The 22,421-nt window shown below is 39.2% G+C and carries 18 protein-coding genes and 1 tRNA gene; 7 read left to right on the plus strand and 12 right to left on the minus strand.

The window, feature by feature from the left end; translation table 11 throughout:
• The first annotated feature begins 39 nt into the window (after positions 1–39).
• The gene (locus tag BP549_RS03700) at positions 40–867 is read left to right on the plus strand and encodes a helix-turn-helix transcriptional regulator (protein WP_292378226.1); all 828 of its coding nucleotides are present in this window, start codon (positions 40–42) and stop codon (positions 865–867) included.
• A 14-nt stretch (positions 868–881) separates the two neighbouring features.
• Here the strand turns inward: BP549_RS03700 and engB are convergent, their stop codons facing one another.
• The 3 genes from engB to BP549_RS03715 form a co-directional block, all read right to left on the minus strand.
• Positions 882–1,511, minus strand: a complete 630-nt coding sequence (engB, locus tag BP549_RS03705; RefSeq protein WP_292378229.1) for a GTP-binding protein EngB — start codon at positions 1,509–1,511, stop codon at positions 882–884.
• Positions 1,512–1,591: 80 nt separating this feature from the next.
• A complete protein-coding gene (locus tag BP549_RS03710) occupies positions 1,592–2,569 on the minus strand; it encodes a DHHA1 domain-containing protein (protein WP_292378231.1) in 978 nt (325 codons plus the stop codon).
• Positions 2,570–2,954: 385 nt separating this feature from the next.
• Positions 2,955–4,550 carry a BatD family protein gene (locus BP549_RS03715; RefSeq protein WP_292378233.1) on the minus strand — a complete coding sequence of 532 codons (1,596 nt, stop codon included), beginning with the start codon at positions 4,548–4,550 and terminating at the stop codon, positions 2,955–2,957.
• A gap of 464 nt (positions 4,551–5,014) precedes the next feature.
• Between BP549_RS03715 and BP549_RS03720 the strand changes: the two genes are divergently transcribed.
• Together BP549_RS03720 and BP549_RS03725 are read left to right on the plus strand one after the other, a co-directional pair.
• Entirely contained in the window at positions 5,015–5,815 is an 801-nt protein-coding gene (locus BP549_RS03720; protein WP_292378235.1) for a Nif3-like dinuclear metal center hexameric protein, read from the plus strand.
• Positions 5,816–5,912: 97 nt separating this feature from the next.
• On the plus strand, positions 5,913–6,089 hold the full coding sequence (locus BP549_RS03725; RefSeq protein ID WP_292373167.1) for a hypothetical protein: 177 nt from the start codon (positions 5,913–5,915) through the stop codon (positions 6,087–6,089).
• Positions 6,090–6,295: 206 nt separating this feature from the next.
• On the opposite strand, the gene BP549_RS03730 is transcribed toward BP549_RS03725, so the two are convergent.
• Entirely contained in the window at positions 6,296–7,105 is an 810-nt protein-coding gene (locus BP549_RS03730; RefSeq protein ID WP_292378237.1) for an HD domain-containing protein, read from the minus strand.
• Positions 7,106–7,542: 437 nt separating this feature from the next.
• Here BP549_RS03730 and BP549_RS03735 point away from each other — a divergent pair, with 437 nt between their 5' ends.
• Positions 7,543–10,950 (plus strand): tetratricopeptide repeat protein, encoded by a 3,408-nt coding sequence (locus BP549_RS03735; protein WP_292378239.1) that lies wholly within the window; start codon positions 7,543–7,545, stop codon positions 10,948–10,950.
• A gap of 346 nt (positions 10,951–11,296) precedes the next feature.
• Positions 11,297–12,607: a tRNA uracil 4-sulfurtransferase ThiI gene (gene thiI / locus BP549_RS03740; RefSeq protein WP_292378242.1), complete on the plus strand. Its 1,311-nt coding sequence runs from the start codon at positions 11,297–11,299 to the stop codon at positions 12,605–12,607.
• A gap of 142 nt (positions 12,608–12,749) precedes the next feature.
• Here thiI and BP549_RS03745 read toward each other — a convergent pair whose 3' ends face one another.
• The 4 genes from BP549_RS03745 to BP549_RS03760 form a co-directional block, all read right to left on the minus strand.
• Complete coding sequence (locus BP549_RS03745) at positions 12,750–13,106, minus strand: response regulator (RefSeq protein WP_292378254.1); 357 nt, start codon at positions 13,104–13,106, stop codon at positions 12,750–12,752.
• Between the two features lie 956 nt (positions 13,107–14,062).
• Positions 14,063–14,479, minus strand: a complete 417-nt coding sequence (locus BP549_RS03750; RefSeq protein WP_292373159.1) for a response regulator — start codon at positions 14,477–14,479, stop codon at positions 14,063–14,065.
• 38 nt (positions 14,480–14,517) lie between these two features.
• On the minus strand, positions 14,518–17,550 hold the full coding sequence (locus BP549_RS03755) for a PAS domain-containing protein (RefSeq protein WP_292378246.1): 3,033 nt from the start codon (positions 17,548–17,550) through the stop codon (positions 14,518–14,520).
• Between the two features lie 1,117 nt (positions 17,551–18,667).
• Positions 18,668–19,813 carry a pentapeptide repeat-containing protein gene (locus tag BP549_RS03760; RefSeq protein ID WP_292378248.1) on the minus strand — a complete coding sequence of 382 codons (1,146 nt, stop codon included), beginning with the start codon at positions 19,811–19,813 and terminating at the stop codon, positions 18,668–18,670.
• 305 nt (positions 19,814–20,118) lie between these two features.
• On the opposite strand from BP549_RS03760, the gene BP549_RS03765 reads away from it, so the two are divergent.
• On the plus strand, positions 20,119–20,301 hold the full coding sequence (locus BP549_RS03765) for a hypothetical protein (RefSeq protein ID WP_292378250.1): 183 nt from the start codon (positions 20,119–20,121) through the stop codon (positions 20,299–20,301).
• Positions 20,302–20,421: 120 nt separating this feature from the next.
• Positions 20,422–20,604, plus strand: coding sequence for a metallophosphoesterase (locus BP549_RS03770; RefSeq protein ID WP_292373153.1), 183 nt, complete (start codon positions 20,422–20,424; stop codon positions 20,602–20,604).
• 153 nt (positions 20,605–20,757) lie between these two features.
• Here BP549_RS03770 and BP549_RS03775 read toward each other — a convergent pair.
• From BP549_RS03775 to BP549_RS03790, 4 genes are all read right to left on the minus strand, one after another.
• A tRNA-Ala gene (locus BP549_RS03775) sits at positions 20,758–20,829 on the minus strand.
• Between the two features lie 64 nt (positions 20,830–20,893).
• Positions 20,894–21,163, minus strand: coding sequence for an elongation factor 1-beta (locus BP549_RS03780; protein WP_292373152.1), 270 nt, complete (start codon positions 21,161–21,163; stop codon positions 20,894–20,896).
• An 87-nt stretch (positions 21,164–21,250) separates the two neighbouring features.
• The gene (locus BP549_RS03785) at positions 21,251–21,421 is read right to left on the minus strand and encodes a zinc finger domain-containing protein (RefSeq protein ID WP_292373150.1); all 171 of its coding nucleotides are present in this window, start codon (positions 21,419–21,421) and stop codon (positions 21,251–21,253) included.
• A gap of 189 nt (positions 21,422–21,610) precedes the next feature.
• Positions 21,611–22,327, minus strand: coding sequence for an amino acid kinase (locus BP549_RS03790; RefSeq protein ID WP_292378251.1), 717 nt, complete (start codon positions 22,325–22,327; stop codon positions 21,611–21,613).
• Positions 22,328–22,421 lie beyond the last annotated feature (94 nt).

The following is a 22,421-nucleotide window of genomic DNA, read 5'->3' on the forward strand; positions in this document are numbered from 1 at the left end:
AAGAAATAAGAAAAAATCTGTAGGTGCGCGGCGACGGAAATGAATAGCTTTGAAATTTATAATGAAATGGAAGATAATCTCCAGGCTATATATAGGTCAAGACTTCTAACCGAGATACTTCTGTCATTGAACGAAAGCAGCAGAAAACTTTCCCAACTGCGTGAAATTACTGGAAGTACATCCCAGGCAATAATTCCAAAGCTAAGAAAACTGGAAGAAGATCATCTAATAGAAACAAAAGAACGTGAGTATTGCCTAACTCCTATAGAAAAAATTGTGGCTTCTGGAGTAGCTGACTCTTTTGCAACATTTGGGACAATTAATAAATTCAAATATTTCTGGTCTATGCATTACATGGAGGGAATTCCCACTCCACTACTAAATAAAATTGGATATCTGTATAATTCTAAAGTTATCTATGACAGAAGAACAAAAATCCTTAATGTTTACAGCAATCAGTTAAAAACGATTAAAGAGGCAGATCATATATACGGCATATCATCCGTAATAACTGAAGGATACGCTGATTCCATCTCGGAAAGAGTGAAAGAAGGAGTTCCTGTTAAGCTTATAGTTCCTCTTCATGTTGCAGAAGAATTAAAACAGTCACCTTATACAGAAAAACTGGATGTACTGAAAAGTTATAAAAATTTTCAGTTAATATCTAAGAATGAAGACCTTAAAATGGGGCTAATCGTTACGGATAAATGCCTGGCCTTAAGCCTGCACAAGAAAAGTGGCATTGAGTATGACATAACCACAGGTTTGTTTAGCTCTGATCCAAAGGCTATTGAGTGGGGAGAAAGGCTTTTTGGGTATTATAAGGTCCACTCAGAAGCGAAGTTACGTGGTAATTATGCCTTATGACGAGTTTTTTCAAATCAAACATACTTAAACAGGTCATCTCTTTTCATTTCGTGCAGCCTGTCCCGAAGCAGGCCCTTTAACGCTTTCAGGTCTCCTTTTTTGGCGCTAATAGGAGCTATTATATGCTTCCAGTTCTGCCAGGGAGGCTCAAGTCCGAGGCGGGCTGCTATCTCGTCAAGAAGAGGATCATACTCGTTCTCTTTTACTTTATCCATTTTGTTTGCGGCAATAATTGTGTCGATCCCGACTTCCCTGAGGAAATCAAACATCTCAACATCTATCGGAATCTGGTTTTTTGAATCCCAGCGGTCTACAATCTGCGGGAAAGCCGGCCCGTCTATTACAAGCACTCCTAGCTTGATCTTTTTGGCATTGTCTTCGATATAGTGCACGGTTTTGTCTTTTACGATATCCTGTTTTCGGTCTTTTACTCCACTCATGAAGCCGAAGCCAGGCATATCCGTGATAAGCAAGTCCGAGATCTGGGCATGTGCAGGGCGCAGGGTAACCCCCGGGCGTTTTCCAACTCTTACTTTCGCCCCGAAGAGTTCTCTTAGCAGGGAAGATTTACCTACGTTTGAGCGGCCTACAAAGATGATCTCAAAACTTACTCCGCTTTCGGCTGCAGTCTTACTGGTTTCCATTGTTTTTACCTCCAAGCCTTTAAAAAAAGTCTTGAGTGAAAATGATATTGTTGGGATGGTCAAGTGGTGATCTGGTTTTTTTACCCATGTGTTTTCCCCAGTTTCTTATCAAAAGCCCTGAGGAATGCATTGAGGGAATCTTCGGGAATTCGAGCGCCTGCTGCAAGAGGATGTCCCCCTCCACTCCCTCCAAATTTTGAGGCAACTGAACGGAGAATCTGGTTTACGTCGATCTCTCCTCTAGAGCGGATACTCAGGTCATAAGCTCCATTTTTCTCTCGATATTCGGCTGCAATCCCCACTTCCCGCCTGCCGTAGGAGGCTGCGTAGATCGCTGCCTTTGAGATGGAATTATTTGTATTTACAACATAAGCGCTGTTTTCTAGGACTTCCACGTTTTCCTTAACAAAAACTCTGATCTTTTCCTCATTGATTGCGGCTTCCCTGGCAAGCTCAAGAAGCTCTGGGATATTTGAAGGGATGATGTCCTTTGAGAGGGGTTCAAGCAGTTTTCTTTTGAATTCGTACTCTCTTCCTTTATAAAGTATAGCCTGTGTAAGGGTTCCGGCCTGAAAATAAAGATTCCTTTTATCCCAGTCTTTGACCCAGCTCTCTACATGCGGAGTATTGTCGCAAAAATCCCCAATCGCTCCGTAGATTGCTATCCTACGCATATCTCTGTTTAATCGTTTTTCAAAGAACCTGTAGGTCAGTTCGGATGAACAGACTTCGGTATCATGATAGAACCAGTTTTCTTTTTGACAGCTTTCCGGGAGAGGGTGGTGGTCTATGTAATAAAGGTTGCATTTTTTCGCAAGTTCGTTAAGTTTTGCATGGAGTTCAGAGCAGTTCCTTTCATCGATTGCAATATCGCAGATAATAAGGGTTTTCACATTCTCTATAAGACTTAATTTGTCAAGAAGGTTAACCGGGTTGGTAAAGTACACATAAGCATCCGGATAAGCAGTTTTTGCAATTGCACCTGAGCAGATCCCATCTGAATCTCCGTGAGTAAGAATTAAAGTCTTAGCTTTAAACCTGTTCTGGAGTTCTTTCATGTTTTGCTTCCTTTTCCCGAAAAGCGATTCTCTTTTCTAACGGCATTACTGAGCCCCTGTTTTGCTTTCAGATCTTTTTTCTTTCAGACCTTTATCTTTCAAACCTTTATGTTACTTCTAATATCGAGTTTTTCCACATTCGGAAGATCACAGGCATATTAATTTCATGTTTTTTAATTTGTTTTTTATTAAAATAAATCTTAAGGTAAAAAGAAGTTCGTATTAATATCTTAATTTTGAAGGATAGCAAGAAAGTTCAGACCTGACTATAAAAAAATAATTAGAAAAAAGAAAAAAGTAGCGAAGAAAATCCAGTTATTTTGAGCGTAGCGAAAAGAGCTCCGTCCTCTTGAGACGGAACTCGGGCGAGTTATTCATCAAGTTTTCAGGTTTTCTTACTTCTTAGAAGGCACGTAACTGCGAGAAGTCCTGCTATGGTAAGGACAGGGCCGAACCCAGGAGTATCTTCAGAATCTTCATCTTGCACCTGAACTGAGGATTCATTTTTTTCCTGATTGGAGTCCGTTTTTCCCTCCGGCTGTTCGCTTCTTCCCTCAAGGGAAATCGGTACTCCTACATAAACAACAGGAGTGTCCGAAATAACCTCTCCTGAGTACTCATCAAGGTCGAGAAAACTTGCTTTGCAGGCAGGCAGTTGGATTTCTCCTTCTTTATGCATCTGCAGGATATAGGTTACTGTTTTTGAATCGCTATTCTTTCCTACAATCTGCTTGAAACTGGTTTCTCCGCTTATTAGTTTAGCTTCCGGAGGTACGGTGTCGGTTACTGTCACACTTGAATCAACATTTCCGGTATTTTTTACAGTGATCGTTACAGTCAGTTCATCTCCGGAATTTAGTTGCTGCTTGTTAATGGTTTTTGTAACTGAGATTTCAGGCCCATAAATTTTCACCTTTTCTGAATTATTGGAACCCGCTTCTCCATCCTGCCCATTAGGAAGGATAAAGGTAGCCGTTGCTTTTGGGAAGGTGAATTCTCCCGGTTTTTCAGGAATCAGGTTGTACTCAAAAACCCTTTCAGCTAATTCTCCGGATTTAAGGGAAAGGGTCTTCTCTAGCACCGCGTCTTTTTGAAGATGTGTTTCGGGAGCGATCGAATCCTTAAATTCGATATCATCTAGGTCGCAGAGCCCTTCATTCCGGACATTGACCAAAACGTGGATAGGCTTTCCCATGTGATTATTTTTTGTAATAAGCTTTGAAATAACAAGGCCCCATTTTTTTTCTATTTTTATGACTTTGAAACCTACGTCTTCGTATTTCTCGTCCCTAACATCCACGTACGTAATTTTTGCAGTTATATTAAGGTCAGTATCTTCCCATGGCTTGGGAGCTTTTACTGTAATATTCACAGGTTCAAGAGTCTCGTCTTTAAGGACTTCTCCAAGTGTGTATTTCGTTTTTCCTTTTAGGACTTCCATTCCGGCAGTATCGATTGTTAGAACAGCCTTTTCAGCTTTTGCGTCTCCATCGTTTTTAATCTTTATCGAAACATCGATTGCGTTGTCTCCAGTAGATTTTGAATCATATGTATCTTTTTTAGTTTCAACGTCTATGTCAAACTCTGGTTCTCCTTTTACAAGAATATCCAGTTTAGCATAAGGGTTCCAGTTTCCTGTCTTGAACTTCTTTCCATCTCTCTCAATAGTTTCATAATTTGGATCTACTTCCTGGGCGTAAACCTTTATCCTGTCGTCATATACGACTTCCAGGCCTGCTGAAAGCGGAGAGGTCTTCAGTTTCTCCCCATCCTTTGAGATTGAAATAAACATCTGTCCTTCATCGTTGAAATCTTCTGCCTTTATAACATAGTCATTAACTGTTACTGTGTTCCCCCAGTACAGTGTTGTCCCATCCTGTTTCTCTACCCACTCGATGTCTTCTTTCGCAAGAGAGGTTATTGAGAAAGCTGAAACGAAGAAAAAGGCAAGTAATGCAACCAGTGCAAGCTTCTTATCCATAGTTACCTTCCTTTAACTTGATACTTGTAACGGATCTGCGCACTGGAAGCATACATTTTGAGCTGCTGTAATGGCTACGGCTCTTTATATTTCCATATATAACTTATATAATTATTAACCGTTTATTTATGATTGATACCAACTGTATGACACCAGCCATATTTTACTATTTGATGCATTGATTTTGCCCCAGTACTCCCCTATGTTTTACATCTTTCAAACTCATTATTATTTATTAAATCTAATTCTATTGTTCATCAGAAATTTGTCTAAACTCTATAAGTTATCTCGGCATAAGATATTTTAATTTTTTGTACTGTTTACAATCTCAAATAAACTTCTTATATCAGAGTCGTTTTCTTTTTAAGGCTGCATGCTCCTTCAAGGGTCAGGAAAGGAAGTCTAGCAAATCTCCAAATCTAATCAAGAAGTAGCAGTCCCTTTCTGGTATCGGAGTTTTTTCCATGGAAATTATAAAAATTGTAGAAATTCTAAAAGAAATTGCGCCGCCTGAACTTGCTGAAGACTTTGATGAAGGCAGGATAGGGCTAATTCTCAACCTGGAAAACAATATAGAAAGAATTGCGGTTGCCCTCGATGCCAATTCTTATGTGATTAAGAAAGCTGCGGAAATGAGAGCAAATCTTCTGGTTACCCACCACACCCTTATCTTCCACCCTATAAATAAAGTCTCAAAACCCCTGGCTGAATCTCTCAGGTTTGCCCTTGATAACGAGATATCCCTTTACAGCATGCACACAAATTACGATAGGGCCGAAGGAGGCATTAATGATGTTCTTGCTGCAAGGCTTGGGCTAAAGAATATTGAAAATGTGGAATTTGGCAGAATAGGGGAGGTCGAACCCTGTACTTCGGCTGAACTGGCTTCTCATGTCTCGGATATCCTGCAAACTCCTGTCATGTATGCCGGAGAAAAAGAGGGTATAAAGCGGGTAATGGTTGTTGGCGGCAGTGGCTTTGCGACTGAATTCCTTGAAATTGCTAGGACAAATGGAGTTGACGCTTTCATATCTTCCGAACTTAAGCATAACATTCTCCGCGAGTATGAGGACCTATGCCTTATTGACGCCACCCACTATGCCACGGAAAATCCAGGCATGGAGGCTTTATGCTCCAGGTTGCGCGAAATTTCCGGGCTCGAGGTTGAATTCATCGAACAGCCTTCCGGACTCAAGGCAATAGACTTAAGGCAACAGATAAAACCTGAATATCTTTCTGAAACTCTCCAAAATGAAAGGGCCTAAATAAACTCTTATTGGACTAATTGAACAGGAAGTTTACGTGAAAATATAAATTAAGGCAAATGTATTTCTATATCATGAACGCAGGGATGATTTTAATATGACAGAGGAAAAAGATCAAGATAGAGCAGAGATGATGAAAAAGGATCAAAATATAAAGGAAGAAATTAAGGAAGATTCCCTGGAATCAATGCTTGAAGAACAGTCAAGAAACCAAATTCGTTCGGATTATCGACGCAGTCTGGGCGGTGAAAACCGTAGAAGATATATGGATTGAATTCCGCAGTGAATTTAAACGGGATGAATTCCTGAGTAGATTTCTCTTTCCTAATTAACTATCTTTAAAACTTTTATATGTTTTCCTTCTTTTAGTCTCAGTTAATCTAATTTTTGTTTAATGTTTCGGTATACCTAATCCTTACTCTTTCGAGCTTATTGGCTTAACTGGCACTTGTTTTTACGTTTTTACTTCTGGCCTGGTTTTTACGTTTTTATTTCTGGTCTGGTTTCAACTGAATTCTTTAAATAGCTCTTAAGATGTCTGCGTACGATCTGCACTTCTTCGGTTTCGGGCATTGAGTCGAGAATTGTCTCGAGATAGCCACACTCTTTGAGAAGGGAAAAAGTCTCAGGAAAATTAACGTCAAAAACCCAGCTCAGGCGAAGCAGTTTTATATCATTTCTATTTTTGGCATCTGCAAGCTTTGCCATCCTGTTATTCAGGATATCCGCAACTATATTTCTCGAAAAGCCGGGCGTATCTGGCATATTGAATTCGAGAGCTGGGTTCCTGAGTTCTTCCTCTTTCTGGTAATCTTCGCTTATAAGCTTCAGGATATCCAACTTATCAGCATCCCGGATCAATTTTAAATAAAAAAGGAATTCCCTGCTGGTTTCTGTGCATTCGGGAACTTCCATGCGATTATGATATTCCACGGCTTTCAGGATTAGAACTTTTTCTCTTGGTGGCAGACGGGAAAGAATTCCGGTATTTTCCAGGATTTTTATCCCAAGCAGGGCATGATTTTCAGATTCTGAGTCTTTGAACGTCCTATATTTCATAAATTGCTCAAAACGACCCAAATCATGAAATAAAGCTATTACTTCAGTGAGCCTGCAACCTTTCTCCCCTACATTTTCCGCTTTAGCAAGTAAAAGGATGTTCTCACAAACTCTTGCCGTATGTTCGATTTTCAGATTAATGTTTTCCTGGATAAAAGCTTCAGGAGAAGAGAATCGGTCTACATAATCCAGAAACCATTTTTTGAAGAAATCAAGATCCTCCTTCTTCATATTTTGCAATAGGAGTTTAAATGTAAATATTTTTTCATATTTACGGGACTCTAAGATTATACTTTAATTATTAATCTTATTTTTTATCATTAATTCTATTTTACTGTTTGAACGTTTTTATTTTTCTATTTATTATTTCTATAACAATAATATACTGTTGCATTAAATATAATTACAATCCTGGGGTTCTTTTTAAACTGCATAAATTTTATATATAAGAACTCCTAAATTTAAGTTAAAATGAATGAGATTGACTCTTCAAACTATTTAAATTACTTATTGGGGGAGCAAAAAGATTTTATCTAGTTACTTTTATTCTTTAATTATTCGCACTTACGCAGTTACAGAAGCAGTACAGAATAGTGAATATAATGATAATGGTTGACTCTCTATGAAATGTTTCAATAAGAACTCATTAGAATAAACCGGGGTATTTAATGAGCTCAGTTAATAAAAATAATTTGATTGTTGGTTCTTTTATTCTCCTTGCTTTGATGTTATATTTCTTTTCAGGTTTTTTACCTATGGCAGGAGCTATTACAGGTCAGGAATTGGTTGTAGAAAATAATGAAAAGATTGAAATTAATGAAAAGATTGAAATTAATGAAAAGATTGAAGTCACTCCTGATCTCTCTGAAATAATGGCACAGTGCCCAGCTTCTGTAGAAGGCCTGATTGATAAGGGAAATATTTTATATTCTCTTAAAGAGTATGAACTTTCTATAACTTGCTATAATGACGCACTTAAGAGTGACAATAATTCCTCATTGGCCTGGTATGGAAAAGGACGTTCTCTGGCCGAATTGGGAAATAACGACGAAGCAATTAACTGTTATGAGATGGCTCTTTCAACTTTTCCTTTTTCTTCCGAAAACTGGTATGATAAGGGTAACAAACAACTTGAGCTAAATAAATATGTTGAGGCCATCAACTGCTATGACAAAAGTTTTGCTATCGATACCTATCTCTCTACGGTGTGGTACCGAAAAGCTTTTGCTTCTGAGAAGTTGGGACTTGATCAGGAAACCTTGAATTCTTACGAAAAATCTATTGAACTGAATTCCAATTCATCCAGTTCTCTGCAGATGCAGGGAATGGCTTACATCGGACTTGATCAATATCCTGAGGCACTTGAATGCTTTAACAGGGCTCTTAATATTACTCCTGACAATTCTGAACTCTGGTATCAGAAAGGATTAATTCTTGATAAGTCCAGTGATTACGAAAATGCATCAGACTGTTATGACAAAGCAATTTCTTTTAATCCAGATATGGTAGACGCCTGGCATAATAAAGGAATCAACCTTGAAAAAATGGGAATTTATGATGAGGCGCTTACTTGCTACGAGTTTGTTCTTCTGTCAGAACCTGAAAATCTTGATGTTTTACAGAGAAAGGGAGTATGCCTTGAAAAGCTTGGGAGAAATGACGAAGCTCTTCAGTGCTATGATGAGGTTCTGGTCTACGATCCTGGCAATTCTGAGGCCTGGTACAATAAAGGCTCTCTGCTTAATAAGACCGGCCAATATGATGCTGCAATAGCGTGCTATGATAAGGCACTTAACCCGGACACAGGGATTCAGGTTGAAGAAATGGTAAATGATTCACTCGAACAGCTAAACGTTTACGATTCTGAACTTCCATCTTATCCCGACCCTGAATTTAAGTCTCCCACAGTTAAAATCTGGTACGAGAAAGCCCTATCTTTTGATAAGCTTGAGAAATACGAATCTGCAATTGAGTGTTATGATAAAGTTCTTGAAACCGAGCCCGAACATCCTGCCGTCTGGTATATGAAAGGCTTGGATCTTGAGAAACTTGGCAGGTATAAAGAAACGATTGAATGCTACGATCGAGCCCTGAAACTGGATTCCAGCTATGCTAAAGTCTGGTACCAGAAAGGCTTTGACTCTTCAAAAATTAAAGACTACGAAGATGCAGTAGAAAGCTATGATAAAGCTCTCGAGCTTGAAGAAAACTATACCCTTGCTTGGTCTGGTAAGGCTTTTGCCCTGGCGAAGCTTGGAGAATACGAAAGCTCGCTCATATGTTACAACAAAGTCCTTGAGGCTATGCCCAGCAGTGTCGATGCCTGGTACAATAAAGGACTTGTTCTTGATGAACTAGGAAAGCATGAAGAAGCTTCAGATTGCTATAACCAGACTCTCCTAATCGATCCTGGATATTCCTCTGCACGCTTTAAGTTAAACAAAGAACAGGGCTCAACAGAAGTTGCAGTGTCAGAGCGTGCTAAAAATAATGGCGTAGATGCCAATCCTGCTCAGGTGCTTTCTGGGAGTTTTTGGTCCTATCTTCTGAACTATGAATACACAAATTCAGAAGACAGTTCCAAGCCTTCTGAAGATCTGAACTTGTTTAGCCCCGAGATAAGTTACGATGCGGCATGGTATGGGAAAGCCTCAACCTACAATAAACTCGGAATGTACAACGATTCCCTTACCTGTTATGATATGGTACTTGCAATTAATCCTGTACGTGCTGAAGCCTGGTATGAAAAAGGCTCCATACTTGAGAGGTTAGACAAAAGCGAGGAAGCTCTGGAATGCTACAAGAAAGCTTTGGATCTTAATCCACAGTCAAGTACGGTTTTATATGGAATAGCCTCTACTGTAGGTGATCTTGGAAAGCTCGAAGAAGCAGTCAGTTATTATGACCAGGTGCTTGCTATAAACTCCAGCAACTCAGAGGCTCTCTTTGGAAAAGGCCTTGCCCTTTCGAATATGAGCAGATATGATGAGGCAATCTCCTGTTACACTACGCTTCTTAATTCTGAGCCTGAAAACCTTGAAGCTCTTAGAAGCCGGGCTCTTGCTCTGTCTAAGTCCAATAAATCCGATGATGCACTTACAGACTACGATAGAATTATCGAGCTTCAGCCTGACAATTCCCAGGTCCTGGTTGAGAAAGCCTCTTTACTTGAGGAGCTTGGCAGGTATGAGGAAACTGCTGAATGTTATGAGAGAATACTTGAAATCTCACCTGACGACAGGGGGATAATTTACAGACAGGGAAAAGCCCTTGAGAAAAGCAGAGACTTTGAGGGAGCAGTAGGCTGTTACGATAGAATTCTTGAGCTAGATCCGGGTAATATGGATGCTTACAATAACAAAGGCTTTGCGCTCTACAAGTTGGAAAAATACCAGCAAGCTATTGACTGTTATAATAAGGCTCTAGAATACAATCCAGACAATGCTACAGCCTGGTATTTCCAGGGCTGTATTTATCTCACAATAAGCAGCAACAAAGCAGCCCTTAATTGCTTCAACAAAACGGTAGAGCTTAAACCTGACTGTATTACAGCTTGGTATAACAAGGGATTCATCCACAATATGATGGGAGAAACTGAAGAAGCAATTATATGTTATGACAATGCCCTTGCAATCAACCCGAACTTGTCTTCGGCCCTTTACAACAAGCGGTTTGCCCTTTATAGTCTAAAGAAATTAGATGAGGCTGCTCTATGCAAGGCAAGACTCGATGAGGTAGATCCCGGTTTTGTGGATGCCCTGGAGAAAAGAGGAACTAAATTCTTCCTTCCTGAGTATTATAATAGCACTCTGAATTACTCCCTGCCTTCAAGATGGTACGGAGGGGAAGAAAATGTATCAGGAAATGTGAGTACAAATATAACTGAGTCAATTGAGCCCTCTCAGTCAGGAACGATAATTGAACCCTATGACCGCCTGGAAAGCAATAGCAGTAACTATACTCTGGATATTGACGAGGGGCAGGAAAGCCAGGATTCAGGTTACTGGTATGTTCCAGAACCTGATGAAGGAGGAGCAAATAGTAGTGAAGAATGGAGTATTCCGGAGCCCGACTAAAGCTCAAATTCCACGAAAATTTGAAACTCCGGAAAATTGAAACCCAGGGTCTTTTCCGGTATGCATTTACCTGCATACCGTTAAGATTTGTTTTTATCAGTCTTTTCTGCTACTGCCATGGCTCATCAACTTTTTTCTTCCGGATTGTTAACTTTTTTCATCTATTATTATTATTATTATTATTATTATTATTATTATTATTATTATTATTATTATTAATTTTTCTTCTATCTTATTAACTTTTTATTATTTTTCTTCTTCTGGCTTATTAACTTTCTTACTTTTACAACTAAAATTCTTTATCCGGAAAGTTTTAAACTTCATGCCATCCTAACCGTAAGCATCCATGACAGACAATTCCAGTGAGATCAAAGCAAAGCCTAAAGCTGATGCCAATACCTCGAGAGAAAACAAGCATACACCAGAAGGTTATATCGAAAATCAAGGTAACCCTGGTTCCGACCCTTCTTCTTTAAGGCCTGAAATTTCGTCTGATGTAGTCATAGTCCGCTATGGCGAACTTGCTCTTAAAAGTACCGGAGTCCGAAACTGGTATGAAAAAATTCTTATGAAGAATATTGCAGCAATGATGGATTCGCGAGATATCCCATATTCCCAGATACGGCGGGAATGGGGCCGGGTATTTATCGAGAGTACGGATCCTCGTGCGGCTGAAGTCGCTGCTGATGTTTTTGGGATTGTCTCAACTTCCCCTGCATTGACAACTGAGCCTACCCTTGAGAATGCAGCCAGTGTCTGTGCTGCCCTGGCTAAAGACCTAATTTTAGAAGGTGAGTCCTTTGCTGTCAAAGCCAGAAGAAGCGGAAATCATTCCTTTTCTTCGGTGGACATAGGAAGAGCCTGCGGAGATGCAATCTGGAGTGCCCTGGAAAAAGAAGGAAAGCATCCCAGAGTTAACCTGAGCTCTCCTGATAAGGAAGTTTTGGTTGAGATGCGGCAAAATCTGGCTTATGTCTATCTGAAAACATTCAAAGGAGTCGGTGGACTTCCTCTTGGCACCCAGGGTAGTATGGTCGTTTTAATGTCCGGCGGCCTTGACTCTCCAGTTGCAGCCTGGCTTATGATGAAGCGCGGAGTAATGATTATTCCTGTATACTGCAATACTTCCCCATATGCCGAGAATGCTGCAAGAGAAAGAGCTTTTGAATGTATTCGCCAGCTCCAAAAGTGGGCTCCAGGACGTCAGTTTACGACTTATGAGATTCCTCACGGTCCGAACTTGAGATCTTTCATCGATGTCTGCAACCGAAAAAATACCTGTCTTCTCTGCAAACGCATGATGTACCGAGAAGCCTACGAGGTCATGAAAAAAGAAGGCGCAAGCGGAATTATTACCGGTTCTTCCCTGGGGCAGGTAGCTTCCCAGACTGCTGCGAATATGTATGCTGAAATCTATCAGTTGGCGATTCCCATTTACCATCCTTTGATCGCATTAGACAAAACTGAAATCATGGATATTGCCCGCAAAATTGGAACCTACGATATCTCCAATAGGCCTGCAGGCAGTTGCACTGCTGTCCCTGAGCGGCCAGAAATCGGAGCAAATTACGACCTTATTGTACTTGAGGAACGAAAAATGGATATTGAAACTATGGTTTTCAATGCTATGAAAGCAGCAAAAGTTCTTAAGCTCTGAAAGAGGTGCTGACTCTTCCTTTCTATTAATTTTTATAATTCTTTACTTTTTATACTTTCAACTTGATTTATATTACTTTTAACCTGGACTCTAAAATCCTCTCAGTTTTTCTTTTTTGCCCGGCTTTTAAGAAAAAAGGCCTCTATGCCTCTATATTCTTACGGAGGTCTCCCTCTTTGAAAGGTTTCGAAATATATCCCTCCGGATCGGTTAGCTTTGCTCGTTCGAGGGTTTCAAAATCCGTACAGGCAGTCAGGTAGATTACAGGTATCCCAAAACGTGATTTAATAATCCGAGTTGCTTCAATCCCATCCATGTTTCCTTTTAGCATAATATCCATCAAAATCAGGTCAGGGTTTGTAAGTTCAGCTTCTTTTATCGCCTCTTCTCCTGAAATCGCGGTACCCGGAACTATATACCCCAGATTTTTCAGTTGGGTTTTAATATTCATGGCTACAATAGCCTGGTCTTCAACAACCAGAATTTTTTGTTTATCCATTTTTTCATCCATTTTTACGTTTTTAGAGCCACGCCGCTACTTTTTATTTACTTACTATTTCTTCCAGTAATCTCTAAAATTAAGCATTTATAAATCACATTAGATTTCTCTATTTTTTTCCCCTCAACAAAGTAATTACAACAGACTGCAAGTCAGAAAGTCTCGGTAATAAAAACTTATACTCTCCCACTCTCAGGCTTGTATATTTTGACCACCAAAAATCATACATTTATTGTAATCCCTTTTCATTAATCCTTTTTATTAATTTTACTGCTGCCCATGACTTCTGTCTCGCTTGAGTATCATCTTGAGAGGAAGGCCAGATTGCGCTTTGGCATCCGATTTCTTTCTTGGGAAAACGTAGCCCTTTTCATTATACTCAAGAAGGCTGAACTAGGGTCAAGAATAATCGTTTTAATTCACTCAAGTGGACTATTCAGAAACGCAGGTATAGTTTTTTCTTGCCGCCGCTAATATGGATAGTATGGAATATTCTGAAGTTAACATAATATTCGAACTATAGGTCTATTCCAATGCCCGCTCTAGAAAATATATTTTTGAGAATGAGTGCTGGCATACTTCCAGCTTTCAGCGAGTTTCAGTGATTAAAAAACGAAAGTATATAATGTGTTTTTCAAAACGAATAAAATTTTTTAAAGAGATTACTTACTTAGATCCAATGTTTTAGATTTCTATCTGGAGATAGACATATCCTGATTCTAAACGTCATATATTTCAATAATAAAGTCCGTTTTTGATGTAAAATCCCATCCTGTCTGATATCAAAATAGTGTCTATTTTTTATTGTGAAAGGACTTTAGAGAATTCTTCCATCAATACCTTATAGTATTTCTCTACTCAATTCCACTTTTTCAGTTTTCATATCCCTGTGTTCAGTAAGGCTTCCTCTAAGGTTTTCACGGAGACATGACATGTTTAGGTATGTAATGAAAAATTTACTCAGTAGTTTTCTCGCTTTCTTTTTCAGCTTCTTTTTCGGCTCTGTGTTTGTGGAGAGCCATTTCTATATTACTGTGCAGATCCTCTTCCTTAAAAGGTTTTGAGATATATCCTGCAGGCTCTGTAGTTTTTGCCCTCTCCAGAGTTTCGTCGTCAGTATAAGCGGTAAGATATAGCACTGGAATTCGAAGCCGATTTTTAATTTCACGGGCAGCCTCAATTCCGTCCATTTCTCCTTTTAACATAATGTCCATCAAAACAAGATCTGCGTTCGTCAACTCAGCTTTTCTTATGGCTTCCTCTCCTGTGGATGCAGTGCCAGGAACAGTATAACCAAGATTTTTCAGTTTATTTCTAATATTAAGAGCCACGATATTCTGGTCTTCGACAACCAGAATTTTTGCTTTTTTCATTGTATCTCCCCTTTGATATCGGATAAACCTCCGAATAATCAGTCGTTTTCCTTAAACAATATTTTAAAGATAGTCTCTGTACCTTTTTGAAGTTCAATTGTACCCTCCAGTTGTTCAACAAGAATGTTTACAAGTTGTAACCCCAGAGAGCTAGTATTCCTGAAATCAAGATTTTCTGGAAAGCCCAACCCATTGTCCGAAATTACCAGCGAATAGTGACTACCTTTGTTAACTGAGCTCTTAGCATCAATATTATTGGTGCTATTACTTATACTTTTATTCTCACTTTTATTATCTTCATTCCCTTCAGTCCTGCAGAGTTTTATCCGGATTTCCCCTTTTCTACCCTCAGGAAATGCATGTTTCAATGAATTGGAGACTAGCTCATTAACAATTATTCCAAGAGGAACTGCCGTGTCCATTCCGATAAAAATCTCTTCAATATCCAGACACATTCGAATATCCTCTTTCCTGACATTGTATGAGCGGAGAAGATCTACAGTCAGCTTTTGAAGGTATTCCGAGAAATCAAGAGTCTCGTTATTTCTTGACCTGTACAGTTCTTCATGGATTATAGCCATGGTGGAAACTCTGTTCTGGCTTTCATGGAAGGCTTCAAGAACTTCTTTTTCGCTGAACCTCTCGGCTTGGAGCTCCAGCAGGCTGGAAATGACCTGAAGGTTATTTTTTATGCGGTGATGGATTTCTTTTTTACGGATTTCTTCTATTTTCTTCAGAGACTCTTCGGCTTCTTTTTGCTCGGTTATATCGTAAACTGCACCTTGCAGGATTCTTTTCGTACCTGTAAGGTCTGAAACATTCTGCATAACCTCGCGGACCCATTTTATTTTTCCATTCCTGTGTCTTATGCGATATTCGTGCTCTAAAAGTAACAGTGGATCATTCCTCAGTCTCTCATTATTATTAAAAAGTTTTTTCCGGTCTTCAGGCAGAGCAACCTGAAGCCAGTTTACTTTTCCGGAGATGAAGTCATCTCCACGGTATCCTGTAATTTCCTCTACATTTCCTTCTACAAGAATGGGTGTAAAATCCAGATTTCCCTGGAAAGCTATTCCCCTAAAGTTCTTCATAAAGGATCTGTACCGCTCTTCACTTATTCTAATTTTTTCAGTTGCTTTCTTTCTATCAGTGATGTCTTTAATAACTCCAAGTACCCTGTATATGTCCCTGCATTCATCTGTGAGGTAAACGCCGCTGTCTTCCACAGAAAAATAACTTCCGTTCTTTCTCCGGAATCGGTATTCTTCAAGGTATTTTTCCCCGCTCTTCATACATCTTTGATGAGCTTTTACAGCTTTTTCCCTGTCTTCTGGATGGATATTGTCAGCCCAGAGGTCAGGGGTAAAACCCTGGAACTCTTCAAAGCTATATCCTGTGAGCTTCTCAATTGCACCTGCCCAAGAAATGTGATTATTTTTTACATCATAATCATAGATGAGTTGTCCTGTCTGTTCTGCAGCTACTCTGTGCCGTTCCTCATTTCTCTCCAGAATTTCCCTGGCAAGCTTTCTTTCCGTTATATCTTTTATTACGCCAAGAGCTCTGTACGGCTGACCTTTTTCATTTAAAAGGTAAATACTACTGTCTTCAGCGTGGAAGTAGCTTCCGTCCTTTTTCTGAAATCGGTATTCTTCAAGGCATTTTCCTCCAGTTCTCATACAGCTCTTATAGGCTTCACATGCTCTTTCCTGATCTTCTTCATGGATATTTATTATCCAGTCTCCTACCTCTATTTGTTTGAACTCCTCAGGACTGTAACCTGTAAGCTGCAAGACTGCCCCTGTCCAGTCAATATGCCCAGATTCAAGATCATAATCATATACAAGCTGCCCTGTTTGTTCGACAGCGATCCGATATCTTTCTTCACTTGTCCTGAAAGTTTTTTCAGCTGCTTTACGCTGGGTTATATCCAGCATTACACCAACAATTCCGGCCACTTTCCCTGAGCTGTCCTGGTAAGTGGCTTTATGGAAAAGGAAATCTCTCTGCACACCGTCGGCACAGACTACTTGGGTTTCATAATAGTTGCTTCCCCCTTTCCTAATAAGGATCCTGTCACCCTTATGATATATATCTGCAAGCTCTTTTGGAACTCTCTTCTGAAACTCCCGGAAAGAACCCCCTATAACCTCATCTTTGGAAAGCCCCATAATCTGCCTGGCAAAACTCTCATTACAGTTTACGTATATTTCATTCAAATCCCTCTGGAATACAGGGCTTGGAATACTATCAAGCAGGGTTTCCAGAAACCGAACATTGTTCTGAAGCTTGTTCTCAATTTTTCTTCTTTCAATTACTTCATGTACAAGTTTCTCATTTGCTTCCATGTACTCCAGGGTCTTTTTTTCGACGAGTTTTTCAAGCTCCTGCTGATGAATCCTGAGCTTTTCTTCAGCTTGCAGGCGTTCTACGATCTCAGATAACAAAAAAGCGGTAGAGTTCAGGAAGTATATATCATCCTCAGTAAATTTTCTCTTTTCTTGACTGTAAACTTCCATTACCCCGAAAGGCTTATTTGTATTTCCGATTAGGACCGTTACTCCGCTGACTATTCCATATTGCCTGATAAATTCACTGCATTCAAAGCGGGTTTCGGTTTCTATATCTTCCAGGATAATCGGTCTTCTCAAAACAAGGGTATATTCTGCCTGAGACTTCTCTTTCATGCTAACATTGTTTATGACCCTATTTTTCCATCCATATCCTGCCCTCATGATAAAGGTTCCATCAGGCTTGAGTTCCAGAATCCTGGAAAATTCTATGCCAAGACCCTTAGCAATAAGCAGGGCACTTTTTTCCAGAATCGCCTGAAAGTCTTTGCATATTAAGGATAGTCTGTATAAGTTTTTCAAGGATAGGTATTGTTTTTTCTTTTCACGAAGCTTTTCTTCGGTAAGAACCCCAAAACTTATGCCATATCCCTCAAGGTTTACATACTCCTTTTCCGGAAAAGGATAAAGTACTGCAGTATACTTTGTTTTTTCTGTTTGAATTTCGAGATTTTTCGGACCTTTCTGTGTGAGGACTGTTTTTATATCATGTCTTAACAACTGAGGAACCTTTTCTCCTTCTTTTGTCCCCCAGTAGTCGAGAAGAGCATCAGCTGCCTTGTTAGCACAGAGAATTGTTCCTTCTTTTCCTAATCTCAGGAAAATGTTGGGGATTTTTAGAGAAAACTCCTCTGCGATTTTTTCTTCACGGGTTTCTCCTATTTCTTCGGTTTTCTCAGGTAAATCACTATTTTTAATAGTTCCCAGTCCCCTATTTATCTTAAATTACAAATTTACCAATACAAAAAATGCACATTGCCTTCTCAAAGTCTAAAGTTTAAAAATATTTTTTGAGGGCTTTACCCATTTCTCCATTCTTTACTCCTTTGGCTTTATGCTTCCGAATTATTTCAATTTAAATATGTACGTTGATCTATATGCATCCTCTATTTAAAAAGTATATTATATCTGTCAGGATTTTTTAAAGTTTCCCTCTCTATTTAAAATTAGATGGATTAAAGCAGTTTATGAGGGAAAACTAACTTTATGAATATCTATCAGAATTCCTATCAATTTAGAGTTATCTATCAATTTACTTCGAATTTCTCAACCTGCAGGAAGGTATCTTTTATTTTAAGATGTCTTTATTTTAGTGACTGATTCAGTAGAACAAAGATAGCGTTCATTTTATTTCAGTCGAGTATCCCGTAGCTGCAGAGCGGAATATGCCAGTGAAATTTTAATTCACTTCTATTCCTTTTATCTATTTATTGCTTTCAAGCATCTCTTTGCTTTTCTAATAGAATAATTCCTGTAGCTTGTACTAATTTCAACATTACAATTCTTAGTAAGTCATAAGCCACGTAAAATGGAATATGATCAATAGTTATCCAGTGATAATAATCAATAGTTATCCAGTGATAGTTTCTTTCTTAAAGAACGTTGAAAATAAGTAAAATCTTTGTTAAAGATACAGGTTTAGAATTTTACCGGGTCTGGGATTTAACTTTTCTTGACTTTTAAATTACTCTGTGGCTATTTTTCTCAAACATCATATAAAAAGTCAATAATGAAATGTTAAAAGGTACAGTATGTCTATAATATCAAGTACCTGTTAAATTGCGAATATCCACATTGTAAATATTTTCTCGTGTGATGAACCTTTTTATATAGGCTCTTAATCAGATGCTTCAAAAAGGGCAGGATACTTCTCTTTTAATTTTATGAAAAGCTTTTCATCTAATTTTGCATTATAAAGTGTTTTCACTTTAGAAAGCTGCTCAAGTGATAAATGCTGAGCTCCTTCTAGATTTGCCTCCTTAAGTTTAGTTCCCTGAAGATTAGCCTTTCTAAAATTAGCTCTTTGGAGGTCAGCTCCATTAAAGTTAGCTCCATTGAGGTTAGCCCTTTGAAGGTTAGCATCCTCAAGTTTAGCTTTTATAAGGTTTGCTTCTTGAAGGTCAGCTCCTTTAAGGTTAGCTCTTTGAAGTTTGGCCTTTATAAGTTTAGCTTTCATAAGTTTAGCTTCTTGAAGGTCAGCTTTTTTAATTTTTGCCTCTTCAAGGTTAGTCTCCTCAAGTTTGGCTTTTATAAGGTTAGCTTCTTTAAGTTTAGCCTTCTCAAGGTTAGCCTTACCAAGGTCAGCCCCCTCAAGGTTAGCTTCTCTAAGATCAGTTCTTTGGAGATTAGCTTCTTGAAGATTAGCTCCTTGCAGTTCGGCTCCTTGGAGATTAGCTTCTTCAAGATCAGCTCCTTGCAGTTCGGCTTCTTGGAGATTAGCCCTTTTAAGATCTGCTTTTTTAAGTTTAGTCTCTTTAAGATTAGCTCCCTGAAGATTAGCCTTTTCAAGGTCAGCTCCTTGCAGTTCAGCTCCTTGAAGATTAGCTTCTTGAAGATTTGCCTCTTGAAGATCAGCTCCATTAAATATAGCCCCTTGAAGGTTAGCTCTTTCAAGATTTGCTTCTATAAGGTCAGTTCTTTGGAGGTTTGCTTCTTGAAGGTTAGCCTCTTGAAGGTCAGTCCCTTGCAGTTCGGCACCTTGAAGGTCAGCACCTTGAAGGTTAGCCTCTTGAAGGTCAGCTCCACAAAGTGTAGCCACTTGAAGTTTAGCTCCTTGAAGATTAGCCTTCTCAAGATTAGCTCCTTGAAGGTCGGTTACTTGGAGGTTAGCTTTTCCAAGGTTAGCTCCTTTAAAATTGGCTTCTTTAAGGTTAGAACCTATAAGATTTGCCTTTTCAAGATTAGCTTCTATAAAGTCGGCTCCTTCAAACTTAGTTTTTATCAGGTTGGCTCCTCTAAGATCTTTTTTCTCTTTGTCGTCCATTTACAATCAATCAGATTTAGGCTTTAATAAACATTGCTATCTTACAATTAACTTGTTTTCCCAACTCGTTTTTCCTTAAATTATTTCGAACTAACTTGTTGGTTTTGATTCTTTATCTACTGTGAAATTTAAAGGAAAATGATTGTTGGAATATCGCTCAAAAACTTATGGTTTTTCAAAAACTTGCCCTCGCGATCTAATTTTTGAGTTTTTTTTCAATGAATCTAACTATATAAAATATATTTTATTTATAAATTATATAGTATCTTCCATAATGGAGCAAAAAACTTCATCGACAGGATTGAATGAAAAAGCAAGGTGGCAGTTCCAGGAAACCGTGCCTCCAGAAATGCCATTATCTCTTTTTTGAGGATCTTTTCAAAACCAGATCAACTTTCGGGCACTTTGGCGAAGTCACTGTGGTAGGATTTGATTCTTCCCAGCCGAAGCTTGAAGAAGGGAACATAGAAAGGGAAAATTACGGCTAGATAGAGAGTATTCTCTTATTAGATAGCTTCAAAGTTTTTGCCCTGCACCATCACCTTATTTCAATTCCCAGGACTGGTAGGGGATAATTACTTGTAGACACGGGAGATATCCTGAAACTCTTGGACCGCGCAGGTATGAACCTTGTGCTCTGCGGGCACTGGCATATCCCTTGGGTCTGGAGATTAAACAACATGCTTGTCATCAGTGCGGTAACTGTCTGCTCTTCCAAAGTTCGTGGGAAAATGTCTCAGTGTTACAATTTGATTGAGATTGATAAGCCAGAATCCGATTGCATTCACTGACATCTGCAAGTTTACAGAGTCTTTTCATCCGGAGAAAAATAGATGGTTATAAACTGTACAATTTAATATTTAGAATCTGACATGCTAAAGAAATAGCGGATGCTTGAGTAACAGATCTAGCTCGTGAGTTTAGGGCTATTAAATGCTTTTAAATGGACTCGGCGGGATTCGAACCCGCGGCCTTTACGTTGCGAACGTAACGATCTTCCCCTGATCTACGAGCCCTTTTAAAGAAAGGAGAATATGAAATTATAGTTTTCCGGACGCATTGTCCGGATCTCTTCTCCTCTTAAATACGATAGGCTTCTATAACCTGGACGTTTTCAACGCCGGGAATTTTTGTGAAGGCTTCTTCTACAGCTTCAGTTCCGCCTTCCTCATCATTAACGATTAATGTCACAATCAGAGCTTTCAAGCCAAAAGCAATAGGCTCTTCAACAATATCTCCATGAAGTTCTGCTCCTGCTGGAATTACATTCTTGAGCTTCTCTTTCAGCTCTGCAAGGTCAGTATCAACGCTCTCTGGCATAATTTTAATTTTTGCTGCAACGTCACCCATTGTGATTCCTCTTTATATTTTTATTTATCTTTTAAATCGAATTAAGGTATATTTGGCATATTAAATATAATTCGGGTTTTGCTTGAATCAGGGTGCCTGGAATCCGCACTTAGGGCAGGTGTATACATTACCCTGCTGTCTGCAGCTTGAACATCTTCCAATTTCTGATCCGCACTTTGGACAGGGGAACTTTACATAACCCTTTTCCACAAGGCGAATTCCGCATGAAGTACAGTACTCAACTTTTTGTGCTGACATTTTTTCTCTCCTTAATAGTTACTTTAAATAGTATTTTGTAATAGTTGCCGATGAATCAGGCGCCTTCCTTAAGCATCGAGCCTCTGCTTCTCCGGGCACCTTTGTTAACGTTAGCAGATTTAATGAACTGAATTTAATTAATGCTTTTGGACACCTTTGCTTCTGCCCTAGTCATATACGATATACGATTTAAATATTCCCCTTTACCACAGTACCGAGCACAGGCTTCCCATACACTGCCTGAATAACTCTATCTGAATATTTTCCGTTTACAATCTGGCATTCCATTCGGTTTTTCAGAAGAAATTCCGGCAGGGCAAAATCAATACAGCTTTCGCAATTTCCTCTATAGCTGGCAGCAGAAATTTCCCTGACTAATTCTCCATTTCTGAATATGCCGTCTACATTTGTGACCTTTATTAAGATTGCCCCGGTTTGCTTTGCAACCCAGGCAGCAATAGTATCTGAGGTCACATCCCAGCTATGAGGCAGAGGATCCTCATTTCTCAGTAGCCTATATGGAAAAAGAATAGAAACTCCCTGAGGCGGACTAGCTATTGAATCTATTTCCACGGCGCGGCTTTTATCCTGAAGATAGCAGGCATACTGCTCCATACCAAGTATGGCCATCCAGTGAGCCGCATTCTCACTTAGGGAAAAACTCTTGTCGGTCTCCCTTACGGCATCGGTAAAAACGCCTCCTCCGGGTACTATGAGAATGGAATAAGGAAGTCCTTCGGATGAACATACTTCTTCTGGTGTTTTCAGGCCTCCTGAACCAAATTCCTTTACCAGCCTGTCTACAAGTTCGGGAGCCTCTTTGATAAGGCTTCCCCCTACTTTAATCACCACTTTCATAGGTTTCCTTTCAGGTTTTTCATCCACAGATGCTCTCACCTCAATCATTGAACCGCAACCGTTGCGCCGGTTGTTTACGCCTTTTTTGGGAGTTTTAATTTAGCAAGATTTTTCGCTCAAGCCTTTTTTTAAAAGGTTTGTT

Origin of the sequence: Methanosarcina sp. UBA289 (genome assembly GCA_002496565.1) — an archaeon.
Taxonomy (GTDB): Archaea; Halobacteriota; Methanosarcinia; order Methanosarcinales; family Methanosarcinaceae; genus Methanosarcina.

Excerpts from the sequence above, each read along its gene's own strand:
- BP549_RS03700 (WP_292378226.1), top strand. The coding sequence starts at position 40 with ATGAATAGCTTTGAAATTTATAATGAAATGGAAGATAATCTCCAGGCT.
- engB (WP_292378229.1), bottom strand. The coding sequence starts at position 1,511 with ATGGAAACCAGTAAGACTGCAGCCGAAAGCGGAGTAAGTTTTGAGATC.
- BP549_RS03710 (WP_292378231.1), bottom strand. The coding sequence starts at position 2,569 with ATGAAAGAACTCCAGAACAGGTTTAAAGCTAAGACTTTAATTCTTACT.
- BP549_RS03715 (WP_292378233.1), bottom strand. The coding sequence starts at position 4,550 with ATGGATAAGAAGCTTGCACTGGTTGCATTACTTGCCTTTTTCTTCGTT.
- BP549_RS03720 (WP_292378235.1), top strand. The coding sequence starts at position 5,015 with ATGGAAATTATAAAAATTGTAGAAATTCTAAAAGAAATTGCGCCGCCT.
- BP549_RS03725 (WP_292373167.1), top strand. The coding sequence starts at position 5,913 with ATGACAGAGGAAAAAGATCAAGATAGAGCAGAGATGATGAAAAAGGAT.
- BP549_RS03730 (WP_292378237.1), bottom strand. The coding sequence starts at position 7,105 with ATGAAGAAGGAGGATCTTGATTTCTTCAAAAAATGGTTTCTGGATTAT.
- BP549_RS03735 (WP_292378239.1), top strand. The coding sequence starts at position 7,543 with ATGAGCTCAGTTAATAAAAATAATTTGATTGTTGGTTCTTTTATTCTC.
- thiI (WP_292378242.1), top strand. The coding sequence starts at position 11,297 with ATGACAGACAATTCCAGTGAGATCAAAGCAAAGCCTAAAGCTGATGCC.
- BP549_RS03745 (WP_292378254.1), bottom strand. The coding sequence starts at position 13,106 with ATGGATAAACAAAAAATTCTGGTTGTTGAAGACCAGGCTATTGTAGCC.
- BP549_RS03750 (WP_292373159.1), bottom strand. The coding sequence starts at position 14,479 with ATGAAAAAAGCAAAAATTCTGGTTGTCGAAGACCAGAATATCGTGGCT.
- BP549_RS03760 (WP_292378248.1), bottom strand. The coding sequence starts at position 19,813 with ATGGACGACAAAGAGAAAAAAGATCTTAGAGGAGCCAACCTGATAAAA.
- BP549_RS03765 (WP_292378250.1), top strand. The coding sequence starts at position 20,119 with ATGAAAAAGCAAGGTGGCAGTTCCAGGAAACCGTGCCTCCAGAAATGC.
- BP549_RS03780 (WP_292373152.1), bottom strand. The coding sequence starts at position 21,163 with ATGGGTGACGTTGCAGCAAAAATTAAAATTATGCCAGAGAGCGTTGAT.
- BP549_RS03785 (WP_292373150.1), bottom strand. The coding sequence starts at position 21,421 with ATGTCAGCACAAAAAGTTGAGTACTGTACTTCATGCGGAATTCGCCTT.
- BP549_RS03790 (WP_292378251.1), bottom strand. The coding sequence starts at position 22,327 with ATGATTGAGGTGAGAGCATCTGTGGATGAAAAACCTGAAAGGAAACCT.